Annotated in this window: 22 protein-coding genes; 14 read left to right on the top strand and 8 right to left on the bottom strand. The window is 60.6% G+C overall.

Going from position 1 to position 21123, the window contains the following annotated elements:
- Positions 1-3 precede the first annotated feature (3 nt).
- The 4 genes from GJA_RS12140 to GJA_RS12155 form a co-directional block, all read right to left on the bottom strand.
- Positions 4-957: a 2-hydroxyacid dehydrogenase gene (locus GJA_RS12140; RefSeq protein ID WP_038492526.1), complete on the bottom strand. Its 954-nt coding sequence runs from the start codon at positions 955-957 to the stop codon at positions 4-6.
- On the bottom strand, positions 954-1451 hold the full coding sequence (locus tag GJA_RS12145; protein ID WP_144241507.1) for a hypothetical protein: 498 nt from the start codon (positions 1449-1451) through the stop codon (positions 954-956). Before GJA_RS12145 ends, GJA_RS12140 begins: the two co-directional genes overlap by 4 nt.
- Before the next feature lie 80 nt (positions 1452-1531).
- Positions 1532-1708 (bottom strand): hypothetical protein, encoded by a 177-nt coding sequence (locus GJA_RS27795; protein WP_038492532.1) that lies wholly within the window; start codon positions 1706-1708, stop codon positions 1532-1534.
- On the bottom strand, positions 1705-2844 hold the full coding sequence (locus GJA_RS12155; protein ID WP_051780735.1) for a PepSY-associated TM helix domain-containing protein: 1140 nt from the start codon (positions 2842-2844) through the stop codon (positions 1705-1707). Before GJA_RS12155 ends, GJA_RS27795 begins: the two co-directional genes overlap by 4 nt.
- 160 nt (positions 2845-3004) lie before the next feature.
- On the opposite strand from GJA_RS12155, the gene GJA_RS12160 reads away from it, so the two are divergent.
- Positions 3005-5203 (top strand): TonB-dependent receptor, encoded by a 2199-nt coding sequence (locus GJA_RS12160; RefSeq protein WP_038492534.1) that lies wholly within the window; start codon positions 3005-3007, stop codon positions 5201-5203.
- A gap of 86 nt (positions 5204-5289) precedes the next feature.
- Here the strand turns inward: GJA_RS12160 and GJA_RS12165 are convergent, their stop codons facing one another.
- A complete protein-coding gene (locus GJA_RS12165; RefSeq protein WP_144241508.1) occupies positions 5290-5490 on the bottom strand; it encodes a hypothetical protein in 201 nt (66 codons plus the stop codon).
- 263 nt (positions 5491-5753) lie between these two features.
- Here GJA_RS12165 and GJA_RS12170 point away from each other — a divergent pair, with 263 nt between their 5' ends.
- From GJA_RS12170 to GJA_RS12195, 6 genes are all read left to right on the top strand, one after another.
- Positions 5754-7208 (top strand): circularly permuted type 2 ATP-grasp protein, encoded by a 1455-nt coding sequence (locus GJA_RS12170; RefSeq protein ID WP_038492540.1) that lies wholly within the window; start codon positions 5754-5756, stop codon positions 7206-7208.
- The gene (locus GJA_RS12175; protein WP_038492543.1) at positions 7209-8156 is read left to right on the top strand and encodes an alpha-E domain-containing protein; all 948 of its coding nucleotides are present in this window, start codon (positions 7209-7211) and stop codon (positions 8154-8156) included.
- A complete protein-coding gene (locus GJA_RS12180) occupies positions 8156-8965 on the top strand; it encodes a transglutaminase family protein (protein WP_038492545.1) in 810 nt (269 codons plus the stop codon). The genes GJA_RS12175 and GJA_RS12180 overlap by 1 nt, the downstream gene beginning before the upstream one ends.
- Positions 8966-9029: 64 nt before the next feature.
- Positions 9030-9905: a proteasome-type protease gene (locus GJA_RS12185; RefSeq protein WP_038492548.1), complete on the top strand. Its 876-nt coding sequence runs from the start codon at positions 9030-9032 to the stop codon at positions 9903-9905.
- Positions 9906-10071: 166 nt separating this feature from the next.
- Complete coding sequence (locus tag GJA_RS12190; RefSeq protein WP_038492551.1) at positions 10072-11403, top strand: alpha/beta hydrolase; 1332 nt, start codon at positions 10072-10074, stop codon at positions 11401-11403.
- A gap of 71 nt (positions 11404-11474) precedes the next feature.
- A complete protein-coding gene (locus GJA_RS12195; RefSeq protein ID WP_038492555.1) occupies positions 11475-11909 on the top strand; it encodes a Fur family transcriptional regulator in 435 nt (144 codons plus the stop codon).
- A gap of 34 nt (positions 11910-11943) precedes the next feature.
- On the opposite strand, the gene GJA_RS12200 is transcribed toward GJA_RS12195, so the two are convergent.
- From GJA_RS12200 to zigA, 3 genes are all read right to left on the bottom strand, one after another.
- Positions 11944-12741, bottom strand: coding sequence for a HoxN/HupN/NixA family nickel/cobalt transporter (locus GJA_RS12200; protein ID WP_051780737.1), 798 nt, complete (start codon positions 12739-12741; stop codon positions 11944-11946).
- Positions 12731-13750 (bottom strand): CobW family GTP-binding protein, encoded by a 1020-nt coding sequence (locus GJA_RS12205; RefSeq protein ID WP_038492558.1) that lies wholly within the window; start codon positions 13748-13750, stop codon positions 12731-12733. Before GJA_RS12205 ends, GJA_RS12200 begins: the two co-directional genes overlap by 11 nt.
- A gap of 220 nt (positions 13751-13970) precedes the next feature.
- Complete coding sequence (gene zigA, locus GJA_RS12210; protein WP_038492562.1) at positions 13971-15203, bottom strand: zinc metallochaperone GTPase ZigA; 1233 nt, start codon at positions 15201-15203, stop codon at positions 13971-13973.
- A gap of 313 nt (positions 15204-15516) precedes the next feature.
- On the opposite strand from zigA, the gene GJA_RS12215 reads away from it, so the two are divergent.
- The 7 genes from GJA_RS12215 to GJA_RS12245 all read left to right on the top strand — a co-directional run bounded on the left by GJA_RS12215 (position 15517) and on the right by GJA_RS12245 (position 20831).
- Positions 15517-15777: a hypothetical protein gene (locus tag GJA_RS12215; protein ID WP_038492565.1), complete on the top strand. Its 261-nt coding sequence runs from the start codon at positions 15517-15519 to the stop codon at positions 15775-15777.
- Positions 15778-15961: 184 nt separating this feature from the next.
- Positions 15962-16615 (top strand): ABC transporter ATP-binding protein, encoded by a 654-nt coding sequence (locus GJA_RS12220; protein WP_038499674.1) that lies wholly within the window; start codon positions 15962-15964, stop codon positions 16613-16615.
- Complete coding sequence (locus GJA_RS12225) at positions 16612-17820, top strand: ABC transporter permease (protein WP_038492568.1); 1209 nt, start codon at positions 16612-16614, stop codon at positions 17818-17820. Before GJA_RS12220 ends, GJA_RS12225 begins: the two co-directional genes overlap by 4 nt.
- A gap of 35 nt (positions 17821-17855) precedes the next feature.
- On the top strand, positions 17856-18320 hold the full coding sequence (locus tag GJA_RS12230; protein ID WP_038492570.1) for a DUF3299 domain-containing protein: 465 nt from the start codon (positions 17856-17858) through the stop codon (positions 18318-18320).
- 85 nt (positions 18321-18405) lie between these two features.
- Positions 18406-18882 carry a TlpA family protein disulfide reductase gene (locus GJA_RS12235; protein WP_167541106.1) on the top strand — a complete coding sequence of 159 codons (477 nt, stop codon included), beginning with the start codon at positions 18406-18408 and terminating at the stop codon, positions 18880-18882.
- Positions 18879-19130 carry a hypothetical protein gene (locus GJA_RS12240; protein WP_038492573.1) on the top strand — a complete coding sequence of 84 codons (252 nt, stop codon included), beginning with the start codon at positions 18879-18881 and terminating at the stop codon, positions 19128-19130. The genes GJA_RS12235 and GJA_RS12240 overlap by 4 nt, the downstream gene beginning before the upstream one ends.
- Before the next feature lie 264 nt (positions 19131-19394).
- A complete protein-coding gene (locus tag GJA_RS12245; RefSeq protein ID WP_038492576.1) occupies positions 19395-20831 on the top strand; it encodes a catalase in 1437 nt (478 codons plus the stop codon).
- Positions 20832-21123: the final 292 nt, after the last annotated feature.

A 21123-nucleotide genomic window follows, 5' to 3' on the forward strand; every position in this document is an offset into this window, starting at 1 on the left:
GTTTTATGATTTTACCGGCGTCAGCAGCGGCCGGCCGGCAAAATGCGCCGTCAGATTATCGACCACCAGTTGCCCCATCGCATGCCGGGTTTCCTCGGTCAGGCTGCCGACATGCGGCGTCAGCACCACGTTCGGCAAGGCGCGCAAGGCGGCCGGCACGCGTGGCTCGTCGGCGAACACATCGAGTCCGGCGGCGCCCAGCGCGCCAGTTTGCAAGGCGGCAATCAAGGCATCTTCATCGACCAGCGAACCGCGCGCGATATTGACCAGCGTGCCCTTCGGTCCCAGCGCGGCCAGCACCCCGGCATTGATGGCGTGCCGGGTATCCGTGCCGCCCGGCGCACATACCACCAGGTAATCGCTGCGTTGCGCCAGTTCCAGCAGCGACGCGGCGCGCGGCACCTCGGCGCCGGCGATCGGGCGCGGCTGGTAATACGCTAATTCCAGGCCGAAGGCCGTCAAGCGGCGTGCGATGGCCTGGCCGATGCGGCCGAAACCGAAGATGCCGGCCTGCTTGCCGCGCAGGCTGGAGGCCGGCGCCAAGCTGGCGCGCCGTTCCCAGGAGCCGTCGCGCACATACTGGTCCAGCGCCGGCAGGCGGCGCGCGGCCGACAGCAGCAAGGTCAGCGCCAGGTCGGCCACGTCGTCGGTCAGCACGTCCGGCGTGGTGGTCACGGCGATGCCGCGCGCGCGGGTCACGTCCAGCGCCACGCCATCGATACCGATACCGTTGATAGCGATGATTTCCAGCGCCGGCAGCAGGCCGATATCGCGGGCATTCAAGCCGAGCGCGCCGGTCGTCACGACCCCGCGCACGCCGGCGCCAACCTGCCGGATGAAGGCGTCGCGCCCGCCCGCCGCGACTTGCCACAGATGATGGCAGTGGAATTGCTGTTCCAGCTGCGCCATGACGGACGATGACGGACTGGCCGCCACTACCAGGATTTCAGGCTTCATGGGCAAGGCACGCGCTGGGTCTTGTTACCGTCGCCGGCCGCGCCATCCTTGAACGGATCGACGGCGACGCTGGAATTGAGACGCTGCGCAACGCAATAGCTGCCGCCGGCGCCAGTCACCTTGGTGGCCGGGCGGCCATCGCTGAGCACATAGTTTTCGATCCGAGGCGCGCCGCGCTGGACGTGGGCGGCTTCGATGGCCTTGTCGAATTTGTCGTTGCCGTCGTTCTTGAAATCGGGGGCGACATCCGACAACGCCGGCTGGCCGGTTTCGCTGCGCATGCTCTTATCGATATTGCCGGCCGCTTCGCGGGCCAGTCCGAGAATATCGCGGAGTGGCGCGGAAGGTGCGGCCGCAGCCGCCGGCGCGGCGGCGGGCGGCGCTTGCCCGGCAGCCACGGCATGGGCCGAAGCGTGCAGCGCCAACGCCAGCGCAAGCTGGCTGCTGAGTGATTTAAAACGGCGCGCGGCACCGGCTCTCAACTCTGGATTCATTCCACTCCCTGCAATCACGGTTATCGTCAATAGCTCATTGTATCGCCACTTTCGGTGTTAGCAGGAACTATCGCGAAGTATCAGCGGCTGCGACCTTTCAGGCTGTACCACGCGCCTATGGCTACCGGCACGCCCAGCGTCAGCGCCGACAGCGCATCCCACCAATCGTCGCCCAGCAGCGCGGAAATCAGGCCGATGCACGTCAACAAACCCAGCACGACAGGCCAGCCCCACAGGGACAGCAACGGGCTTTTCATGCGGCCTCCGCGGCTGGCTCAGCGACATCGCCCCTGGTTTCGTTGTTTGCCTTGACACCGCGCCGCAGCCACAGATACAGGCCGCTGCCGAGCACCACGATGGTCGCGATATCCAGCAAGGCCCACCAGATTTGCATCCAGAGACCGCCATAATCGCCAAAATGCAGCGGCTGCGAAATCAGCAAGCCCGTCAAATACCACGGCAAGGTGCGGCTGTCGGTCACCAGCGACGTCCGGGCGTCGACCAGCACCGGTTTATACAGGCGCGAAGTCAATGCTTCGCGGCCGCGCATGAACACGCCGTAATGATGCGGGCTGGAAAACGCCGTGCCCGGCCACGCGATAAAGGCGACATTCATGTCCGGTTCCAGCTTGTGGGCGGCGTCCAGCGCCGCTTGCATCGGTCCCAGCGTGGTTGGCGGCGGCAGGTTTTTATATGGGGCAACCATTTCCGCCAACTGGTCATGCTGCCAGTATTTCAAGACCAGGTCGGCCCAGGTATTGATCATGCCGGTCGCGCCGACCACCAGCGCCCAGACCAGCGTGACGATGCCTAGCAGATTATGCAAGTCCAGCCATTTGACGCGGCTGGTGCGCTCGCGCCGCACGGTGCCGAAGTCGAGCTTGCGCATGAACGGCGCATACAGCACCACGCCGGAAATGATGGCAATAATCAGCAGCAGCCCCATCAAACCGAGAAACAGCATGCCCCATAACCCGGCGAACAGGTCGACATGCAGGCGCAACATGATGTACATGAACGTGCCTTCGAACTTGCGTTCATCAAGCAGCCTGGCGCTGCGCGCATCGACCGCGATCGACTTGAAATCCGGATCGAGCGGCGTCTTGCCCAGCGTCAGGTTCCAGATCTTGTCATTGCCGATTTCCTGCGACATGTATTGCATCACCAGCTTAGGATATAGCGCGCGGCCGGCCGCGATCACCTGGTCGACATCGGCCTTCGGCGTATCGCGCGCCATTTCCGGCGCCTCGATTTCATTGCCCAGCCATTCATCGATCTGGTGATGAAAAATCAGTGGCAAGCCGGTCAGGCACAGCAGCAGCATGAAGATGGTGCAAACCAGGCTGCTCCACTTGTGGACCCAGGCCCAGCGGCGAATGGTGATAGGTGTCATGGCGAAATCCGGGCGGGGCTATCGGTGTGCGGGTGCATGTCGCAAGGCTGTGGCTGCGACGACGAATAATAATGCAAATTATTCTCATTTACTAGACAAAGTGATTAACCGTGGGAATATAATGAGAATCATTCTCATTTATATTATTACTTAAACACTTATGTGCAAATTGCAACTCACCCCTACCCCATTGGCGCTTGCCGCCTTCCTCGCCATCAGCGCCAGCGCCCAGGCGCAAACAGCCGCGCCCGCCGCCACGGAGCCAACCATGTCGGTAGTGAATATCACGGCGTCGGCCGACGCATCGGCCGAAGGCTTATCGAAAGCGTATGCCGGCGGCCAAGTGGCGCGCGGTGGCCGTATGGGTATCCTGGGTAAAGTGGACATCATGGATTCGGCCTTCAGCAGCACCAGTTACACGCAGCAATTCATTGCCGATCAACAAGCGCGCAGCGTCGGCGACTTGCTGCAAAGCGATCCGGGGGTGCGGCTGTCGCGCGGCTTCGGCAACTTCCAGGAAGTCTATATGATACGCGGCTTCGAGCTGGACTCGGATGACGTCGCCTACAACGGCCTGTACGGCGTGTTGCCGCGTCAATATGTGTCGCCGGAATTGCTGGAGCGTGTGGAAGTGTTCCGTGGCGCAAGCGCCTTCCTGAATGGCGCCGCGCCTGGCGGCAGCGGCATCGGCGGCGCGATCAACCTGGTGCCCAAGCGCGCCGGCAATGCCCCATTGACCGAGGTGACGGTCGGCGTCGAGTCCGGCGGCCATGCCTACTCCGCCATCGACGTGGGCCGCCGTTTTGGCGCGCACCAGGAATTCGGCGTGCGTGTCAACGCCGCCAAGCGCCAGGGCGAAACCAGCGTCGAGCACGAAGACCATGACGTCGGCATGCTGTCGGTCGGCCTGGACTACCGTGGCCGCGACTATCGCGTGTCGGCCGACGTCGGCTACCAGAATTTCGACCTGGATGCACCACGGCCCAGCGTCGGCACCTCCGGCGTCTCGGTGATTCCAGCCGCGCCGGACGCCAGCAGGAATTTCGCCCAGCCATGGAGCTATTCCAAGGAGCGCGATATATTCGGCACCGTGCGCGGCGAATACGACCTGAGCAAGGATGTCACCGCCTGGGCCGCATACGGCCAGCGCGACACCCGGGAATCGAACAGCCTGGCCCAGCCATCGCTGACGTCGGCCAATGGCGACGCCCGCTTCTACCGTTTCGATAATCAGCGCAAGCAAAGCATCCGCACCGGCGAGCTGGGCATCCGTGGAAAATTGCAAACCGGCACGGTCAAGCACACTTTGGTCGCCAGCTGGTCGGGTCACTGGAATGAAGCGAAAAACGCGTATGCGATCAGCAACTTCGCCGGCATTGCCACCAATATCTACGCGCCGGTCGATGCGGCGCCGCCGCTGCCGAACGCCGTGGTCGGCGGCGACATGGGCGACCCGCGCATTACCCAGAAAACCATCTTGTCGAGCTACGCGCTGGCCGACACGCTGGCCTTCCTCGACGACAGCCTGCTGGTGACGGTCGGCGCGCGCCGCCAGCAAATCAAGGATGCCAGTTATGCGTACGGCACGGCGATCCAGAACTCCAGCTACGACCAGAGCGCCACCACGCCGGTGGCCGGCGTGGTATTCAAGGTCGATAACAGCGTGTCGCTGTATGCCAATTACATTGAGGCGCTGGTCAAGGGCGGCGTCGCCGGCGGCAAAGGCCCGGACGGTAAACCCGTCAGCAATCTGGGTGAAGTCTTTTCCCCTTATAAATCGAAGCAAAAGGAAGTCGGCATCAAATACGATGCCGGCAAGATTGGCGTGACGGCAGCCTTGTTCTCGACGACAAAACCGTTGCTGGCGGTACAAGGAGGCGTGGCCGGTACGTTTGGCGAACAACGCAACCAGGGACTGGAATTGTCCGTCTTCGGCACCCCGGCGCGCGGCGTGCGCGTATTGGGCGGCCTGACCTTGCTCGATACCGAACAGCGCAACACCACCGGCGGCTTGACCAATGGCAAAGATGCGATCGGCGTAGCGAAGACCCAGTTCAACCTCGGCGGCGAATGGGACTTGCCTGGTCTACCAGGCTTGACGCTGAATGCGCGCACCGTCTACACCTCGTCGCAATATGCGGACCTGGCCAACACCAAGCAACTGCCGTCGTGGACCCGCCTGGACCTGGGCGCGCGCTACCTCACCAACATCGCCGACCACGCCGTGACATTCCGCGCGCGCGTCGACAACGTCGCCAACCGCAACTACTGGGCCTCGGCCGGCGCGGCGTTCGACGCAGGTTACCTGGTGCTGGCCACGCCGCGTACGTTTGTGGTGTCGGCTAGCGTCGCGTTCTAATCAGTAAGCCGGCGGCCAACGCGGTCGCATCATCAAAAAAACGGGCAAGTTCTACGGAGCTTGCCCGTTTTACGCTATAAAAGGCATCAAGTACTGGCGTAAATGGCGTAGGTCGGATTAGCGCAGCGTAATCCGACACCACCCGGCAACAGAACGCCATCCATCCCGCTCAGCAGAGTAATATTTCCCTTCGCGACCAAAGATCCGCCTGGTTCGGCACCGTACTGGCCGCCCTCGCCTTGCAGGAATTCGAGAAACTCAATCGCGCCGAGCAGGAGTTGATACATGATTTGCATGCATTGCGGCCGGAGGAAGCGGCGGTGATGGTTTTGCTGCAAAGCCGTTTACCAAAATAGATTGCTGCTTAAATCGATCGCTACTGATGAATAGCCATTGTCTTCACCAAATCTGCCATCTACCGCGCCATCTCGCACCACTTCGGTGCAAATCAGTCACATATATAAGCAATATAGGCTGTTTTTACACAATCCACTGGCACGCTTCCTGCTGAGCTATCTTTACAACAGGCACAAGCGAGGGAAATCACAGCATGGCGAAATTTTTTAATGAAATGACTGCGGATGGCATGGATGTGGCAACGAGCGCCAATGTTCGTGAGCACTATCGTGAATTTAATAGCTGGCTGAAACAGCAATCCCCCGAGACGATCGCCCGCAAACGGGCCGAGGCCGATCTCTTGTTCCGCCGCGTCGGCATCACGTTCGCCGTGTATGGCGATGTGGCCGGCACGGAACGTTTGATTCCGTTCGATACGATACCCCGCATCATCCCCGCGACCGAATGGGCGCAGTTGCAAACCGGGCTGGTGCAGCGGGTCAAGGCCTTGAATATGTTTATCCATGATATTTATCATGAGCAAAACATCATCAAGGCCGGCATCGTCCCCGCCGAGCAAATCTACAAGAATGCACAATACCGGCCGGAAATGCAGGGCATTTCGGTGGCGTCCGATATTTACGCCCACATCGCCGGCGTCGATATCGTGCGCGCCGGCCAGGGCGAGTTTTATGTGCTGGAAGATAATCTGCGGGTACCGTCCGGCGTGTCCTACATGCTGGAAGACCGCAAGATGATGATGCGGCTGTTCCCGGAATTGTTTACGCGCAACAAGATTGCACCGGTCGATCATTACCCCGATTTGCTGCTCGATAACTTGCGCTCGGTCGCGCCGATGGGCGTCACCGATCCAACCGTCGTCGTAATGACGCCGGGCATGTATAACTCGGCCTATTTCGAACACGCCTTCCTGGCCCAGCAAATGGGCGTGGAATTGGTGGAAGGCAAGGATTTGTTTGTCAACGACAACGCCGTCTACATGCGCACCACCCGTGGACCAAAACGGGTCGATGTGATTTACCGCCGCGTCGATGACGATTTCCTCGATCCGCTGGCGTTCCGCCCCGATTCGTCGCTGGGCGTGCCGGGCTTGCTGTCGGTCTACCGCGCCGGCCGCGTCACCTTGGCCAATGCCATCGGCACCGGCGTCGCCGACGACAAGTCGATTTATCCATTTGTGCCCGACATGATCAAGTTTTACCTGTCCGAACAGCCGATACTGAATAATGTGCCGACCTATCAATGCCGCAAGACGGCCGATCTGTCGTATGTGCTGGCCAATTTGCCGGACCTGGTGGTCAAGGAAGTGCATGGTGCCGGCGGCTACGGCATGCTGGTCGGTCCGGCGTCGAGCAAGGCGCAGATCGAGGATTTTCGCCGGCGCCTGCTGGCCAATCCAGGCGGTTATATTGCCCAGCCTACGTTGGCGCTGTCGGCCTGCCCGACGTATGTCGACAGTGGCATTGCGCCGCGCCATATCGATTTGCGGCCGTTCGTGTTGTCCGGCAAGACCATTTCGATGGTGCCGGGCGGCCTGACCCGCGTCGCGCTGGAACAAGGATCGCTGGTGGTCAATTCCTCGCAAGGGGGCGGCACCAAGGATACCTGGATACTGGAAAAGACCAACACTAGCGCAGGAGAACTGTAAATGCTGAGCCGAACCGCCGACCACCTGTTCTGGATGGCCCGCTACACCGAGCGTGCTGAAAATACCGCGCGCATGCTGGATGTGAATATCCAAACGTCGATGTTGCCGCAATCGGCCGAAGACGCCGAGCAAGTCTGGCGCGCGACGCTGGGTATTTCCGAGTTGCAGCAAGCCTACGACCAAAAAGGCGGCCTGATGCACGCCAGGGAGGTGCTCGACTTCATGGTGCGCGATCCGAATAATCCATCGTCGATCCTGGCCTGCCTGACGCAAGCGCGTGAAAACGCCCGCGCCGTGCGCGGCACCCTGACGACGGAAGTGTGGGAAGTGCAAAACCAGACCTGGCTGGACTTGCAAAAGCGCTTGAGGACGGACTTGCTGGAAACCGCGCCGAGCCAGTTTTTTGAATGGGTCAAGTACCGTTCGCATCTGTCGCGCGGCGTGACGCTGGGCACCATGCTGAAGGATGAAGCGGTGCATTTCATTCGCTTGGGCACGTTTTTGGAGCGGGCCGACAATACCGCGCGCATCCTGGACGTGAAATTCCATGCGGCCAAGGAGGCGCCGGCCGACGACAGTAATCAGCGCGATTTTTATTACTGGGCGGCGCTGTTGCGCTCGGTATCCGGCTTTGAAATCTACCGCAAGGTGTACCGCGACGTGATCACGCCGGAACGGGTCGCCGAATTGCTGATGTTGCGCGCAGATATGCCGCGCTCCCTGCTCGCGTGCATGGACGACGTGGTCGAAAACTTGCGCTGGGTACGCAACGATAGTTCGTCCGATACCGAGCGTTTCGCCGGCAAATTGCATGCGGAACTGAAATTCGGCCAGATCGACGACATCCTCGAAGCCGGCCTGCACGACACCCTGACCAGGTTCCTGGAAAACATTTACGAACTGGGCAACCGGGTCAGCCGCGATTTCCTCGTTCCATTGGCGGCCTGATGCAGTTATCCATACGCCACGAAACCACGTATGCGTACAGTGCGCCGCTGGCTTATACCATCCAGCAATTGCACTTGACGCCGCGTATCGAGCCGCAGCAGCGGGCCTTGTCCTGGCAGATGTCGATGCCGGGGCAATGCAACGCCTATACGGATGCTTATGGCAATTTGTCGCACATGCTGACCATTAACGGCCGGCATGACTCGTTGCTGCTGCTGGTACAGGGCATCGTCGAAACTGTTTATCCGTATCAAGGCCGGCTGAATGCCGTCGACCATTTGTCGCCGCTCTTGTTTACCGTGCCAACCCGCTTGACGGCGGCCGCGCCGGCCATCCTCGACCTGGCCGCGACCAGCTTGCCGGCCCGCCAGCAAGCGCCGCAAACCCGCCATGTATTACGGCTGGCCGAGGAAATCGTCGGCGCGGTGATCTATCAAAGCGGCGCGACGATGGTCACCAGCACCGCGCTCGACGCCTTGCAACTGGGGCGTGGCGTCTGCCAGGACCATGCGCATCTGTATTTGGCGTGCTGCCATGCCTGGGGCATACCGGCCCGTTATGTGTCCGGTTATATCGATCCGGAAACCACCGGCCACGCCGCCAGCCATGCGTGGGTCGATGTGTGGGTCGAGGACAGCGACTTTTCGGGCTGGGTCAGCATCGACGTGACGCATGCGCGGCTGATGACGGATGCGTATTGCCGGCTGGCCATCGGGCGCGACTACGATTCGGCGGCGCCGATACGCGGCGTGCGCAGCGGCGGCGGCAATGAAACCATGACGGTCGATGTAAAAATTGTACCGTTATAGTTTTGGATGCCCGGGGCTGGTGTAAAATTCAGCGGTTTTTAAATTTTATAAATTATTTGCAACGATGACATATTGCATAGGCATGCGCCTCAACGAAGGCCTGGTTTTTCTGTCCGATTCCCGCACCAATGCCGGTGTCGATCAAGTCGGCACGTTCCGCAAGATGAGTGTGTTTGAAAACCCGGGCGATCGCATGATGGTCTTGATGACCGCCGGCAATCTGTCGATTTCGCAAGCGATCCGCCAGCTGGTATCGGCCCATGTCGACGCCGATGGCCGCAGCATCTGGACCGCCTCGACGATGTACGAGGCGGCGCAAATCCTCGGCGACGCGGTGCGCACCGTGCACCAGCGCGAATCGAAGGCGCTGGCCGAATGCGGCATCGACTTTAACGTCAGCATCATTTTCGGCGGCCAAATCAAGGGCGAACGCTGCCGCTTGTTCCAGATTTATTCGGCAGGAAATTTCATCGAATCGCACGATGAAAACACCTATTTCCAGATCGGCGAAGCCAAATACGGCAAACCGATCATCGACCGCGTTGTCAATCCGACCACCGCGCTCGACGAAGCGGCCAAATGCGCGCTGATTTCGATGGATTCGACCTTGCGTTCGAATATTTCGGTCGGCTTGCCGCTCGATTTGCTGGTCTATGAAACCGAACGGCTGGCCGTGACGCGCTTCGTCACCATCGATGAAAAGAACCAGTATTTCCGCATGATCCGCGATACCTGGGGTGAACAATTGAAACGCGTATTCGAAGGCATAGCCGATCCGGTGTGGGACGCGGCGCCTGACACCGCCTTGAATGTGCTGTCATCGCGCAATATGAGCAGCAAGCCGGTGCGCGTGGCCTTGCCCGAGCATGTACATCCCGGCACTGCGCCTATCGGGCCGCTGCAATCGCTGGCGCAACAGTTTGGCGCCAAGCAGCAGTAAACCCGGCCATCCGCACCTGTCTGCGGCTCGTTTTGAGACGTAATCAACATTTCGCTTAAGCAATTATTGATGTTCAGCAGAGTGCCATCGTGTGCCGCTGGACTTCGCAGGGTTTGCCATGGTTTGATCGGTATTTATCGTTGCCTCTTTTAAAAGCGAGCGCATCATGGATCTGATCACGTCCGCCATCGTGGCCGCCATTGAACACGGCGCGCCGGACATGGCCACGCCCGATATCCGTTACCGTTACGAGCAACTGAAAGCCGCGATCCAGGACCGCGCCACCGATGCGCAGGCGATCCTGGCGGCAATCAAGGCATTGGAAGCCGATCCGGCGTCGGCGCCGCAACGCTTGTTGCTGCAACAACAGCTGTCCACCGCAAACGCTGCCGGCGATATGGCATTGCTGTTCGCCGCGCAGGAGCTGAGGCACCAGATTGACCTGGTAGTCCAGCCGGCGGCGCGCGGCGCGGCGCCCGTGCAGGCGCCGAGCCCGGCCATGACAAACGAAGCCGATTACGCGACCGTCAAGGTATTTTTCGCCACCGACCGCAAGCTCGACGCCAGCCAGCCGGTGGACCGGCGCTTTGGCGGGCTGCGCGGCGCGGCCGTCAGTTACGGCAGTTGCGACATCAGCATTCCGCGCGATCACCGCATGGGGCAATTGGAGTCGAAATCGCTGTGGCGGCTGGAATTTCGCAACGATCCGGCCAAACATGTGCTCTTGCTGGCCAGTACGGTGCAAGACCAGGATGACTTTTTCGCCACGCTGTCCGCGCAATTGCAGGCCGCCAGCCAGCAAAGCGCGCTGCTGTTCGTGCATGGCTATAACGTCAGCTTTGAAGACGCCGCGCGCCGCACCGGCCAGATCTCGTACGACCTCGGCTTTGGCGGCGTGCCGCTGTTTTACAGCTGGCCGTCGCAAGGCGACGTGGCCGCTTATATCGTCGATGAAGGCAATATCGAATGGAGCCAGCCGCACATGACGGCGTTTTTAAGCGATGTGCTGAGCAAGACCGACGCGCAAAACGTCTACCTGATCGCGCACAGCATGGGCAACCGCGGCATGACGCGCGCCATCGCCGCGCTGGTCGAGCAGCAGCCGGCGCTGGCCCAACGCCTGACGGAAATCATCCTGGCGGCGCCGGACATCGACGCCGAAGTCTTCAAGCGCGACATCGCGCCGGCGCTGACCAGGCACCAGAACCCGGTCACCCTGTATGCGTCGTCGGAAGACATGGCGCTGGCGGCGGCCAAGAAAGTTTATGGTTATCCACGCGCCGGCGATAGCGGCAGCGGCATGGTGATCATCGACGGCATCGAAACCGTCGACGCGACCGGCGTCGACACCAGTTTCATGAAACACGCGTATTTCGCCGAAAAATATTCGGCGCTGTCCGATATCTTTTATTTAATCAAGGATAATAAGCGCGCCGACCAGCGCCTGCTGCAACGTATCGATGTCGCGGCCGGCCATTATTGGACATTCAAAAAGTAGCGCCGTTCGTCAGCCTGCCCCGGACATGATAAGATAGGACAATTGAGTGCGTCTGCTCAGGCTGAATTAATATGTCCACTTTATCGAATTTACACACCGCTCCCCACGCCGAATCGCTGATCCGCAATACCCATGCGCGCGTGACCAAAACGCGCGTCAAGGTATTGGATTTCCTGTTGGCGCAAAAGCAGTCGCTGACCCACCACGAAATCCAGGAAGCGCTGTCGAAGGACAGCGATATCGATTCGGTGACCTTGTACCGCGTGCTGGAATGGCTGACGGACAATGAATTGGTGCACCGCATCGGCGGAACCGACCAGGTGTGGCGCTTCAGCGCCGGCGGCGGCCAGCAATCGCACGAACATGCGCATTTCCAATGCACCAAATGCGAAACGCTGACCTGTTTTAATGAGGTCAAGTTGCCGGCGCCGGTAGCGTTGCCGGACGGTTTCAGCGGCGACGAGATCGATTACCTGATCAAGGGCATTTGCCCGCGCTGCCGATAGACCCTGCCGGCCGGATCAGGGCCGGGTCCGCGGGCTAGGCCAGCGCCCCTTGGCGCACGCCATACAGCGTGTAGCCATACAGCCATATCATCCCGGCCAGCATCAAGCCGCCCAGTCCGGTCAGCCAGGCTTCCGGCATCAGCGCCACCAGGTGCAGCCTGGTCGCCATCATATACAGCGCCACGCACAAACACATGCCGACGATGGGCCAGCCGAGCCGGCGCCGGAACGCGGTAATGACGTCCTGGCGCCCGGTGCGCATGACCCTGGCCGTGACCCAGCCATCGAGCAATTCGGTGCTTCCCATGCCCACCGTAAATGTCAGGCCGATCAGCAACGCCGGCCAGATGCCGCCCAGGGACACCGCCGCATAGCCCCAGGCCGCCGCCTGCACCGCGGTATCGACCACCAATGCAAACAGGATACCGACGGCTATGCCCGCCAGCGGCCCGGCGCCGGCCCGCAGCCACGACGGCAGCATCGCGCTGCGCACGCCGGCCAGCGGATAGCCGGCCGGACGCAGCAAGGCGCGCGCATTCATCAGCCCGATCAGCAGCAGCAAGGCCACCGGCACCCATTCCAGCCATGTGAACATCAGCGGCGGCGGCTTGAATTCTTCCGACACCAGCGCCGCGATGCTGATGATGGCGAGCACCACCATGCCATGGCCGAGTGCGAACAGGCCGCCCATCCATGGCGCCCACCGCGGCCGGGTTTGCATGGTGCGCAAGGTCAACCCATCGACGGCGGCCAGGTGGTCCGGCTCCAGCCCGTGGCGCATGCCGAGTACAAAAATCAGCGCCAGGCTGGGTATGCTGGTGCTAAGCGACATGGCTTACCTCGGCGACATCGGCTGCCATAGTTTCCACGAAGACACATTTATCGAGACCCCGTACCAGCATGTCTTGCGGCAAATTCTTACCGATAAACACCATCTTGCTTTCGCGGTATTCCTGCTCGCCCCACAGCGCGCCGAGTTCCGACCCCATCAGCTGGTGCACGCCCTGAAATACCGCGCGGCATGGCGTGCCGGCAATGTTCAGGATGCCCTTGTAGCGCATCATCTGGGTGCCGAATACTTGCACCACCGCATCGAGAAAGTCTTCAATCTTCATCAAATCCATCGGCCTCGGGTTGTGATAGACGAACGATTGCACACCGTCGCCATGGCGATGCGCATGGTCGGACAGGAAATCCGGTTCCAGCTCGACGATGGCGTTCAAATTGAAGCCCCGGATATTCAGGATGTCTTTCAACGGCACGTTGCCGAAGCTGACTTTCTGGATATTGGCGCGGCAATTGATGCCGACCAGGCGGCTGCGCAGCGCGGCCAGCTCGGCCTTGCCGACCAGATCGGTTTTCGACAGCAGGATGCGGTCGGCGAAACCGACTTGCTCCTGCGCTTCCGGATGGGCATTCAATTGCTCTTGGGCATGGCGCGCATCGACCACCGTCAAGATTGCATCGAGCAAATAAAACTCGCTGACGCTGGGTTCGGCGAAAAAGGTTTGCGCCACCGGCCCCGGCGCGGCCATGCCGGTGGTTTCGATAATCAGGTGGTCGAACTGCAGCGCGCCGCTGGCCCGCTTGGTCTGCAATTCGCCGAGGATGCGTATCAGGTCGCCCCGCACGCTGCAGCAAATGCAGCCGTTATTCATTTCAACGATCTGTTCCTGGTCATGCTGGATCAGCAAGTCATTGTCGATGCTTTCCGCCGCAAACTCATTTTCGATCACCGCGATGCGATAACCGTGCTTGCCTTGCAAGATGCGCTTTAACAAGGTGGTTTTTCCGCTGCCGAGAAAACCGGTAATAATCGTGACAGGAATTAAATCCGTCATACACTCTCCTATCGTCCATAACCCGGCGCAAGGCCGGGCCATATGGTTAGTTAAAGCCTATCCCCGTAGTGAGCGTCGTCTGCTGGCCGCGCATCAGCAGCGCGGACCAGGCGTGAGGAGCAAGCGTGGCGGGCCACGCGACGACGATCAACGCAGTCCCCGCTACTGAGGAGCACCAGAAGAGGACGTATTCATCTACTGGGATAGGCTCTTGGTCCATTCAGCTTTCCAGCTCGCCCTCTTCCATCCGCTGCCATTGCGGGAAAGGATCGGGCAAGTCGCGCCAGGCTTTCATGCCTTTGCGGGTTTCTGTAAAGTTAAGCAGGCATTTTTTCAGGTCGGCTTCGATCGCTGCGCGATCCATGTCCTGGCCGATGAACACGATTTCCTGGTAGCGGTCGCCATACGTCTCGCTCCAGCCCGCCTTGATTTCCGCCTGCGACGCGGCATCCGTCGGCCAGCGCTCTTTCGGCACCGCCGCCCACCACAGGCCGACCGGCTCGATATTCATCAATTGACCGGCGCCGGACAAACTGGCCACCCATTCCGGGCGGCTGGCCAGCCAGAAATATCCCTTGCTGCGCACCAGCCCCTTGATCGGCCTGGAAATAAAATCGTGCAAACGCTGCGCGTGGAACGGCTCCTTGGCCCGGTACACAAAGCTGCTGATGCCGTAGGCTTCGGTTTCCGGCGTGTGGACACCGGCCAATTCCTGCGCCCAGCCCGGCATATTCGACGCCTGCTCCAGGTCGAACAGGCCAGTGTCCAGGATCGCGTCCAGCGGCACCTTCGAATGGTTGGTTTCGACGATGCGCGCCAGCGGATTGAGCGCCTTGACGACGCCCAGCACGCGTTTTAATTCGGCGGCGTCGACCATGTCGACTTTATTGACCACGATCACATTGGCGAATTCGATCTGGTCGGTCAGCAAATTGGCCAATTGCCGGTCGTCATCCTCACCGGCGACTTCCCCCCGCTCTGCCAGCGACGCTTCGCTGCCGAAGTCGGCCAGCAGGTTGGCGGCGTCGACCACCGTGACCATGGTATCGATGCGCGCGACATCGTTCAGACAGTTGCCATCCTCGTCTTCAAAGTCGAAGGTGGCGGCAACCGGCATCGGTTCGCCGACGCCGGTCGATTCGATCAGCAAATAATCGAAACGCTCTTCGGCGGCCAGGCGCCGCACTTCCAGCAACAAATCGTCGCGCAGCGTGCAGCAAATGCAGCCATTCGACATCTCAACCAGCTTTTCTTCGGTACGCGACAGCGCCGCCCCCGCCGATTCGGCGCTGTCGCGCACCATCGCCGCATCGATATTAACTTCGCTCATGTCATTGACGATCACGGCGACGCGCTTGCCTTCGCGGTTGCGCAAGATATGGTTCAGCAAGGTGGTCTTGCCGGCACCCAGGAAGCCGGACAAGACAGTCACAGGCAGTTTTTTTTGTTGCATGGTCGATTCCTATCAACGTGGGAAAGTGAAAGCGTTGCCGTCAGCCTTGGAAATGGCCCGGGCTATAATGCAAGTGTTTTGCGTTTGATCGCATTATAATGCAACTTACTTGCATTTGTGTCTGACGTATGAAAAAGCCTTGCTGACGAAATGGATAAATTAAGGCAAAATGGAGTTGGCTACTGCAAGTAGCCTGCATTAGAAACGCCTGATGAGGCATGGGATCCTGCAATCGATGTTGTCGTCATTAATCCATTCTCGCGATCGCTATCACACCGCCCGCCACTGGCCTGGAGTGGCGCTGTGGCTGGTAATGCTCGTCTTCGCGCTGCAATTGGCAGGCGCTACGCAGCATCACCATGACCTGGCCAAGCACTCCTCCGAGTGTTCCAGTTGTTACATCGCCGCCCATCTGCCGTCCGAAATTCCTAGCGGAAACATTGACCTGGTCGGCAATTCGGTGGCTGCGGTGGTGTATTTCCTGCCGCCGGTGCTGGCCTACACTTCCACGGTAGCGCTCAGCTTCCTGATTCCGCACGCCCAGGCCCCTCCGGCCAGCCACGCTCCAGCCTGACATCTCTCTTCCTTGGTTTTTCGCGCTGGCCGCTGGCGGCTTGCCGCGGCCTGGCGGTATTCGATCGCGTGTGATCGCATCCTGGCAGTCAGCCGGCCTGACGAAGTGAAGACGGGTGTATTCCGGCGCCCTGCCCGCGGGCAGGCGCGCCCGCAACCTGCTCGAGTTTAACGTGGAGTCAAGCGTGTTATCCATTTCACAATTCAGTTATGCCTATCAAGCCAGGTCCGTGCTGGCGATCGATGAATTTCATTTGCCGCGCGGCCAGCATGCCTTGCTGCTGGGGCCATCCGGTTCCGGCAAATCAACCTTGCTGCACCTGCTGGCGGCGGTATTGACGCCGCAACAGGGCCGCATCGAAGTCGGCGGCATCAACCTGTCCGCGCTGGCGCCGCGCGCCGCCGATGCCTGGCGCGGCCGCAATATCGGTTTCCTGCCGCAGCAACTGGCGCTGATCAGCAGCTTGTCGGCGCGCGATAACGTCTTGCTGCCCGCCTATGCCAGCAACCAGGCGCCGGATTTCGCGCGCGCCGCCAGCTTATTGGCGTCACTCGACCTGGCCGACAAAATCGATTCTTATCCCCATCAATTGAGCCAGGGCCAGCGGCAGCGCGTGGCGATTGCCCGCGCCATGTATTTGCAGCCATCGCTGATATTGGCCGATGAACCGACCGCCAACCTGGATGACCAGGCCTGCGCAACGGTAGTCCGGCTGCTGGTGCATCAGGCGCGGCAGGCCAACGCGTCGCTGGTCATCGCCAGCCACGATGCGCGCCTGATCGCCGCCTTGCCGGAAGCTAAAATCTTGCGCTTGCCGGCGTCCGGGAGCCTGTCATGAGCCGGCTGAATGCATTGAGCCTGGCCATCAAGGCGCTGCGCCACAAACCGCTGTCGACCGCGCTGAACCTGTTGCTGATGGCGATCGGCGTCGGCATGATGACCTTTGTGCTGTCCACCGCCACGCAACTGGAAGATGGCGCGCTGCGCGATGGACAGGGCATCGACCTGGTGGTCGGCGCCAAGGGTTCGCCGCTGCAATTGATTTTGTCGTCGATTTACCATATCGACATCCCGACCGGCAATATTCCATTCAGCGCGCAACAGCAGCTGGAAGCCAATCCGATGGTCAGGCACGTCATCCCGCTGGCGCTGGGCGACAACTTCTATGGTTTTCGCATCGTCGGCACCAGCCACGACTATTTCCGGCATTACGGCGCGGAACTGCAAAAAGGCCGCTGGTTCGATGAACCGATGCAAGCCGTGTTCGGCGCCTTGGCCGCCAGGGACACCGGCGCCACCATCGGCGCCAAGTTTGCCGGTTCGCACGGGCTGATGCAGGGCGGCGAATTGCACGATCACGCGCCGTACAGCGTGGTCGGCATTTTAAAACCGACTGGCACCGTACTCGACCGGCTGGTGCTGACCACCGTCAGTTCGGTATGGCGAGTACATGAAACCGATCCCGATGAAGTGCACGCGACGGCCATCGATGCGCCGCAACGCGAGTTGACCGCCTTGCTGGTCGAATATGCATCGCCGCTGGCCGCCGTCACGCTGCCGCGCTGGATCAATAGCCAGTCGCGGCTGCAAGCGGCGCAACCGGCGTTCGAGGCGGCCAGGTTGTTCCGCATGCTGGGCGTCGGCGCCGATGTGTTGCGGGCGATTGCGATCGGCGTGTTGCTGGTGGCCGGGCTGTCGATGTTCGTCGCGCTGTATAACGCGCTGGAAGAACGCAAGACCGACATGGCGATCATGCGCGCGCTGGGTACCAGTCCGGCCAGACTGCTGGTCTTGCTGTTGACGCAAGGTTTGCTGCTGGCCTTGGGCGGCGCCGTGCTGGGCTGGCTGCTGGGCCACGCCGGGGTCGCAATCCTGGGCCGCATGCTGGGCGGCAGCGAGCAGAACCTGACGCTGAGCGGCTGGCTGGTGTTGCCGCAAGAAGCCTGGCTGATGCTGGCGGCGCTGCTGGTCGGCCTGGCCGCCGCGCTGCTCCCGGCGATCCGCGCTTACCGCACCGATATCGCCGCCACGCTGGCGCGCTAACGCACTCCCTCTTTCACTGTCAAACCGGAGCACCTATGCGACTCTTCACCACCCTCACCCTGCTGGCCGGCCTGGCCGCCGGGCCTGCGCTGGCCATCGTCATCGATGGGCCGCCATCATTCTTTGCACCGCTGACCGATATACCGGGGGTGGTGTCCTGGAGCGTCTTGTCGAAAGCCACCACCGTCAAGGCCAAGGGCCGCATGGTGCCGAAATATACCGATGAAATCAATGCATTGAACAATACCGCCGTCAAGGTGCAAGGTTTCATGATGCCGCTGGAGGCGGGCCAAAAGCAAAAACACTTCTTGCTGACGGTCACCTCGGCGAGTTGCCCGTATTGCCTGCCCGCCGGCCCGGAAGGCGTGGTCGAAATCAAGAGCAGGACGCCGGTCAAGTTCACCTACGGGCCGATCATACTGTCCGGCAAGATGAGCGTCTTGCCCAACGATAGCATGGGCTTGTATTACCGCCTGACCGACGCCACGCCGGCCGAATAGCGTTTTTCCCCTTTCTGGCGCTGGATGCGGTCGCACGCGGCCGGCAGCGCCACCTTATCTCTTTGTCAGGATGCCAATGATGGCCATGTCACGCACTGCCGGCACCTTATGGTTCGCCCTCGCCTTATGTCCCGTGCATGCGGCCGAGCCGGCAATGGATTTCAGGCTGCCGGCGCTGGATGGCGAAAAGACAGCAGGCCTGGCCAGTATCGGCCAGCGCGCCGTGCTGCTCAACTTCTGGAGCAGCGAATGCATTCCCTGCATCCAGGAAATGCCATTGCTGAACGCCCAGTCCAAGCTGTTACGCAACGTGGCATTTGTCGGCATCGCCGTCGACCAGCGGCAAAAAGCGTTGCGTTTTCTACAGCAGCGACCGATGGACTACATACAATTGCTGGCGCCGCCGCATGCTGGACCGTTGCTGAGAAGTTTCGGCAACAAAATCAACGGCTTGCCCTACACCGTGATACTCAATCCTGCACATCGGATATGCACCACGCGCATGGGCCAGGTCGATGCGGCATGGATTGCGAAGGCGCTGGATGCGTGCGGCGGCGCATGAGGTGGCTGGCGACAAGCGCTGATCCGGCCAGCGAGCGGCTGCGCGAGTTATTGCAAAATCATGCCCAAGGTGGCCGCCACAGCCATTTACCGCCCCCCGAGTTACTGGCCTTTTACGGCGTGTCGTGCGCCGTGGCGGTGATCGCCTTGCTGGCCTTCGTGCTGTATACCAAGTGGCAACGGCGGTCTTTGAAACAGCAGCGGCAACGGCTGAAAGCAGCTGAAAAACGCAAACGCAAGCGTGGCTGACACACTTCCATCAAGATATCGCCCCCGGCCCTTTTTTCAATCGCGTTGAGGGGCCGTGCCGCAAGCGGCTATGATGAGCCCGCCAACTCTGCTTGGGGCTGGATTTTTTCCAGATGCCATACAGATCAAAAAAGGCTACACTAAATTTGCTTTTTGGAATTCGCCATTCGGGGCCAGCCTCGGTGAGCACCTGCTCAACCAAGCCAGCGTTCCGGCCGTTGTCCGGCCGGTTCGACTTTTGCGTAACTATCAGAAAGAGACCAAATGAAAAAGCTCACAACCGCCTTCGGCGCGCCAGTTGTCGACAACCAGAATACCCTGACCGCCGGCCCGCGCGGCCCGGTCCTGCTGCAAGACGTCTGGTTCCTGGAAAAGCTGGCCCATTTCGACCGTGAAGTGATACCCGAACGGCGCATGCACGCCAAGGGCTCCGGCGCCTACGGCACGTTTACCGTCACCCATGACATCACCCGCTTCACCAAGGCGAAACTATTCGCCGAGGTCGGCAAGAAAACCGATATGTTCGTGCGCTTTTCGACCGTGGCGGGCGAGCGCGGCGCGGCCGACGCCGAGCGCGATATCCGCGGTTTCGCGATGAAGTTTTATACCGAAGAAGGCAACTGGGATTTGGTCGGCAACAACACGCCGGTGTTCTTCTTGCGCGATCCGCTCAAATTCCCGGACTTGAACCACGCCATCAAGCGCGATCCGCGCAGCGGCTTGCGCAGCGCCAATAGTAACTGGGATTTCTGGAGCTCGCTGCCGGAAGCCTTGCACCAGGTCACCGTCGTCATGAGCGACCGCGGCTTGCCGCGCAGTTTCCGCCACATGCATGGTTTCGGCAGCCATACGTTCAGCTTCCTGAATGCGCAAAACGAACGTTTCTGGGTCAAATTCACGTTGAAGACGCAACAAGGCATCCAGAATTTGAGCGATGCCGAAGCGGAAACGCTGGTCGGCGGCGACCGCGAAAGTTCGCACCGCGACTTGTATGACAGCATAGAAAACAAGGATTTCCCGCGCTGGACGCTGTTTGTCCAGATCATGCCGGAAAAAGAAGCGGGCAGCTATCACATCAACCCGTTCGACTTGACCAAGGTGTGGCCGCATGGCGATTACCCGCTGATCGAAGTCGGCGTGATGGAATTGAACCGCAACGCGGAAAACTTCTTTGCCGAAGTCGAGCAGGCGGCGTTCAATCCCGCCAATGTGGTGCCGGGCATCAGCTTTTCGCCAGACAAGATGCTGCAGGGCCGTCTGTTTTCCTACGGCGATGCGCAGCGCTACCGGCTCGGCGTCAATCACCATCAAATCCCGGTGAATGCACCGAAATGCCCGTTCCACAATTATCACCGCGATGGCCAGATGCGTGTCGACGGCAACCAGGGCGGCACCATAGGCTACGAGCCGAACAGCAAGCAGGAATGGGCGGAACAGCCGGATTTCCGCGAGCCGCCGCTGGACCTGGAAGGTGCGGCCGACCACTGGAACCACCGCGTCGACGAGGATTATTACTCGCAGCCACGGGCCTTGTTCAAGCTGATGACGCCGGCACAGCAAACTGTGCTGTTTGAAAACACCGCGCGCGCGATCTCCGGCGCCTCGGCCGAAGTCAAGGCGCGCCATATCGATAACTGCACCAGGTGCGATCCCGCCTATGGCGCGGGAGTGGCGCAAGCGATCGCCCGCCTGAGCAAATAAGCCAGTAGCCAAACCCGGCGTACGTGCCCATACTGGCCGGTACGTATATACCGGTAACGGCGCCAGGATTCATGCTCGATCCTGGCGCCTGCAGGCTTCAATCAGCGCCCTGGCGCGGGGTCCGCATCAGGTCTCCTTCGATCCGGGCAGGCAGCTCGCTGACGCCATCCTTCCGTTTCTGCCCGCGTGCCGTATCGCCACCGCGCGCTGTCCTCCGTACTGTGCGGCTTTGGCCGCACCTTGACATATGTTTAAGTCCGGCCGCAGGCCGGCATAGCCGATTTTATCAAGA

It is taken from the genome of Janthinobacterium agaricidamnosum NBRC 102515 = DSM 9628 (assembly GCF_000723165.1).
GTDB classification, from domain to species: Bacteria; Pseudomonadota; Gammaproteobacteria; order Burkholderiales; family Burkholderiaceae_D; genus Janthinobacterium; species Janthinobacterium agaricidamnosum.